The organism is Azospirillum sp. B506 (genome assembly GCF_000333595.1).
Taxonomy (GTDB): Bacteria; Pseudomonadota; Alphaproteobacteria; order Azospirillales; family Azospirillaceae; genus Azospirillum.
In genome coordinates this window covers 1-4,538 of record NZ_BADK01000561.1, presented here as the reverse complement: position 1 = coordinate 4,538, position 4,538 = coordinate 1, and the positions used below count along the sequence as shown (strand labels likewise).

General features: G+C 72.3%; 6 protein-coding genes. All 6 read left to right on the top strand.

Annotated elements, in window-relative coordinates; genetic code table 11:
* On the top strand, positions 1–287 hold a 287-nt coding region (locus I71_RS38335; protein ID WP_042695949.1), incomplete at its 5' end, for a hypothetical protein.
* Positions 284–1,825 (top strand): hypothetical protein, encoded by a 1,542-nt coding sequence (locus I71_RS16555; protein WP_042695948.1) that lies wholly within the window; start codon positions 284–286, stop codon positions 1,823–1,825. The genes I71_RS38335 and I71_RS16555, both read left to right, overlap by 4 nt.
* Positions 1,822–2,271 carry a hypothetical protein gene (locus I71_RS16550; protein ID WP_042695947.1) on the top strand — a complete coding sequence of 150 codons (450 nt, stop codon included), beginning with the start codon at positions 1,822–1,824 and terminating at the stop codon, positions 2,269–2,271. The genes I71_RS16555 and I71_RS16550 overlap by 4 nt, the downstream gene beginning before the upstream one ends.
* Positions 2,250–2,939 (top strand): hypothetical protein, encoded by a 690-nt coding sequence (locus I71_RS16545; RefSeq protein ID WP_211098397.1) that lies wholly within the window; start codon positions 2,250–2,252, stop codon positions 2,937–2,939. The genes I71_RS16550 and I71_RS16545 overlap by 22 nt, the downstream gene beginning before the upstream one ends.
* Positions 2,939–3,382, top strand: coding sequence for a hypothetical protein (locus tag I71_RS16540; RefSeq protein ID WP_042695945.1), 444 nt, complete (start codon positions 2,939–2,941; stop codon positions 3,380–3,382). Before I71_RS16545 ends, I71_RS16540 begins: the two co-directional genes overlap by 1 nt.
* 89 nt (positions 3,383–3,471) lie before the next feature.
* Positions 3,472–4,538, top strand: a 1,067-nt coding sequence (locus tag I71_RS16535) for a hypothetical protein (protein ID WP_042695944.1), incomplete at its 3' end; no start/stop codon positions are given.

The window sequence follows — 4,538 nt, the reverse complement described above, 5'->3', positions numbered from 1 at the left end:
TCCTCGGGCTGTCGGCCGAACTGCTGACCGTGCTGCTGCCGTTGCTCGACCCGATCCGCGACGTGCTTCGCCCGGTGATGGCGCGCCCGTTCCGCGCGATCGGCGAGGAGGCGCTGCTGGACGCGCTCTTCGACCGGCTTGCGGCGACCGGCGGCGTGCCGCCCCCGGCCCCCAGCCGCGAGGCCGCGCGTCGGCGGCCCGACTGGATCGAGACCCTGGCCCGCCTGCCGGGCTGGAGGCATTGGCTTCCCAACAGCCCCGCCCAACATGAGGAGGCTGCACCGTGACCATCGAATCCGCAGAGATTGCGGCCATCGCCGACACCATGAGCGGCCGCCCGCGCGACCTTCTGCTGGTCGACCTGACCGCGGCGCCGCCCATGCTCCGCAGCGTCCATCGGCGCGGCTGGGCACAGGACGGTCTGCGGATGCTCGACGTCGGCCCCCTTGCCGCCGATCACGCCGATCCGGCGGTGCTGCGACTGCTGCACGCGCCGCCGGCCCCGGTCGTCGTCTTCAGTGCCGCCGCGGCGCCGCCGCCGGACGACATCATGCAGGAGGTGGTGTCGCGGCTGTGGGAACCGCCCGCCGTTCCGCCGACCGCGGTCCGCCGCCGCACCGATGGCGGGCTGGAGATCAATGGGCGCATCCTGTCCGCCGCCGACATCGGGATGGCCTCGCTTCCATCGCCGCAAAGCCTGGCGGTCGCCGGAAAGCAGACCGCGCATTTTCCGGCGGTCTGCCTGCCCCGGACGGTTCCCGTGAAACTCCCGGCCGTCCTCACCGACCAGAACTGGGTGGAGCTGACGATGCACGGGGGAGCCGGGGCGCTGCCGCCCATCCGCCTGCGGCTCGGCGGGTTGACGGCGGGCGACCTGCAGATCGATGCGATCCCCGGATTCGATGGCGACCAATGGACGGTGCGCTATGTCGGCCGCAACGGCGAGGCCGGGCAGGTCCGCCGAGACGAGGAGCCGGCGGCCGGCGAAAACCTGCCGCTGAATCGTCTCGCCGTCATCTTCGACCGCACCTGCCCCGACGATCGGCGCTGGAACGAGGCCCGGGCGGCCTCGCTAGGTCTGGCGGGGATCGACGATTTCCTCGCGCCGGCCAAGGTCGACGAGGCGCCTCCCCTGCATGCGCTGAACCTGGACATCCGCACCGCCGTCGGCGACACGCTGAAGGAGCAGCTCGCGTCGCGTGGGGCGCGCATCGACGTCTGGTGGTTCGCCGATGTCCCGGGGGACGGTGTCTCCCAGTTGCCGAGTGTCGACCTTCCGCTCCAGGAGGTCGGCCAGGCCGGTTCGGGAACGCCGGACCAGATGCCCGATCTCCTGCGCGGACTGACATGGTTTCCGGGTCTCGACCTTTCCGACCCCGTCGACAAGGCGCTGAACGAGTGCCGGGCCGCCCTGGCGCGCCAGCCGGGCGGGCGGCAGGCCATCCTGATCGTCGGCAACTCCCCGCCCTTCCCGCCGGTCAGCGACGCCGACCCGCTGGCCGCAGCGCTGAGGGAGGTCAAGGGCACCCCCGTCGCCTTCCGCCGCCTGTCGCTGAGCTGGACCGGGGACATCCGCGCCTGTGCGGCCGACGGCATCCCGGTCGCCTACCTGTTTCTCGACCATTCCCGGACCAATTCGCTGGACATCAACGAGTTCGACATCTTCCGCGACGTGCAGCAGCGCATCGCCGACGCGCTGGCGATGAGCGGCCTGCGCGTTTCCCGCGCGCCCGCCACGAGCCTGGGCGTCAGCGAGGGGTTGGCCCAGATTCTCGAGGAGCTGCAGAATCCGGGACGCCACAGCCATGTGAGGATCGGTGAATGAGCGACGGCCTCTCGGTTGCCGAACAGAGCGCCAGATGGCGGCGGATCCTGGTCGATGCCGGGGTTCCGGCGCTGGTGGCGGACATCGCCGGAGCTCTCGGCGCTGCCGACGGCCCGGCGCGCGACCAGCTGCTGCGGGCCGCCCATTATTTCGATTTCACCCTGGGTGACGCCGACCGTGCAGCGATCCTGGCGCATCTGAGATATGCCGGCGGCGCGTCGTCCGCCGACGCCGCGCCGCGGCTTCAGGCCCTCCGGGAGGAGGTGGAGGCGCTGCGGCGTGCGGCGGCTCTGCATCGCGGCGGTCCCGCCGCGCAGCCCGGCGAAAGCGAGGAGGATGCGCAGCGGCGCCGGCTGCGCGCCGAGATCCGGACACTTACAGCGTCGGCGCGCAGCGCCGAGGACTCGATCGAAAGGCTGCGGGCATGCATGAACCTGATTGGTTGAGGCTCATCGCCGAGGGTCCGGCGGCGCTGGTCCGGCGCCAGGAGCAGGCGCTGCGCGAGGAGGCCGCAGGGCTTCTTGCGGTGGTTCCGGAGGTGACGGCCGAGCCGCCGGCCGAGTCCCTGGCTGTTCTGGAGGAACGCAGGCGGACGCTGGAGCGTCAGCGCTCCGACCGCGAGACCGAGCTGGCGGCCGTCCGCGACGCGCTGCTCGCCGGCTGCCGGCGCCGGCTGTCCGTGCTGGCCTACCGCGAGGGGCTGGAGCAGGTGCGGGAGGCCCAGGCCGCCTTCGGCGACGATGTCGGACACTTGTCGCCGGCCGAGCTGCAGGTCCGCCTGTCCGGCATGGCGGACGAGCTGACCCGGCGGCGCGCCGGCTGGCACAGCCGGATCCTGGCCCTGTGCGAGGCCCGGGCGCGGACCGGGGCGGTGCTGCGCGCCCTCGACGACGCCCGCCGGGAGTCGGCCGAGGCCGAGGCCGAGGCGCGCCGTGCCGCGGCGGCGCTGCGGACGGGCGAACACTCGGTCACGGATGCGGTGATCGACCGTTGCCTCGCGCTTTCGGGAAAGGATCTGGCGAGCGTCGACAAGTTCCTGAAGCGGTCCCTGGCCGACGCCCGGTGGGAACACCGGCACGGCGTCGAGGCGCAACCCTTGGCGGAGATCCTGTGATGCGGGTGGATGTCGAACGCTGGATGGCCGAGCTTGCCGCGCTGGAGGCGCTCGCCCCGCTTGACCCGGCCGGGCTGGACCGGCTGGCGGCGCTGGCGGAGCGCCTCGGGAGCATCGCCCTGGAGGGAGGGGCGATCCCCGACGACGACGATCCCGGCGCAGGCGTCAAGGGGAAGGCGCTCATCGAGGCGTTCCGCCTGGGTATGGTGGCGTTGCCGGCCGACGCCGGCGCGGATGTGGCGGCTGAGGTCGCGGCGTTCGCCGCGCGTCCCCTGGGGCCTCGGCTGGAGGCCGATCTCGTGCGCTGGGCGGCGGCACGCTCCGCCGAAGTCGAAACCGCGGCGGCCGAGGTCGAGGAGTTGAGGAAAAGCGCCCGCATCTGGCGGCGGCGCCTGGCGGTGCTCGACACCATGAAGCAGCTTCTGGACGAATCGGTCTCGTAACGGACGATCGCGATGCCGGTCGTGCCATGGCCCCGCGCCGTGGCCCGGAACGCTCCGGCACCTCCTCTTGGACAGGAAAGGGCAGTTGAATGAGCTGGCAGGTCGATGGCGTTTGGTATCATGACCGGGACAAGTATGAGATCGCGCTGGCCCGTCGCGAGGCGCGCATCGCCGGTGAGGCGGCCAACCAGCTCCGCGGCGCGGTCGCCGGCCTCCAGGAGACCATCCGCCAGCGCGAGGCCGACGTGGCCGCCGCCCGCGGCGATGTCAACCGGCAGACCGCGCTGAACGAGGCGCTGCGCGCCGATGTCGGGAGGCTCGACCAGTTGCGGCGCGAGGCGGCGGCCCAGCAGCAGCAGGCGGCGGCGAATTTCCGTGCCCAGCTCGACGCGGTGCGCGGTGAGAACCGGGTGACGGGAGAGGCCCTCCGCTCCCTCGCCCAGGAGGTCGAGGAGCAGTCGCGCCAGACCGAAGCGGCGTTCGCCGGCGTCCGCCGCGATCTCGATGCCGGGCTGGCGGAGGCGGAGCGCCGCCGCGAGGCCTCCGAAGCGCGGCTGCGCGAAGGCATCGACGAGGCGCATCGGGCGATCGAGCGCGAGCGGGAGCAGCGGCTGGCGCGGCATCAGGACCGCCTGCAGCAGGCTGCCGAGCAGATCCGCCTGACCGAAGCCGACCTGGAGGCGTTGAAGTCCCAACTTCCGCCGCTGGCGCTGCGCGAGCAGGCCGACGCCGTGGTCCGCCAGCTCGAGCAGGCCCGCGGGCTGATCGAGCGTGGCGAGTCCGCCGCGTCGCTCGCCATGGCGTACGGAGCCTTCACGGCAACGCTCACGCTCGGCGATCAGGTGCGCAAGAGGCGGGCCGAACTCGACGCCGCGCGCGGGCGGGTGATGGCCGAGGTCGGGTATCTGCGCAGCCTGCTGAAGGACGATCTCGCCCGGCGTTACTTCACCAGCGAGATCGAGCGGATCGGGGCTCTGCTGACCAGGCTGGAACAGCGGGCCGCCGCCGAATACGCCGATTACGCGACCTTGGCGATCGAGGCCAAGCGCGACGGGGAAATCCTGCAGGCGCTGGTCCGCCAATCCCTGCGGATCGTCCAGTCGGCGCCGGTCATGAAGGACATGGCGGACGAGCGGCGCGAGATTGCCGAAACGCT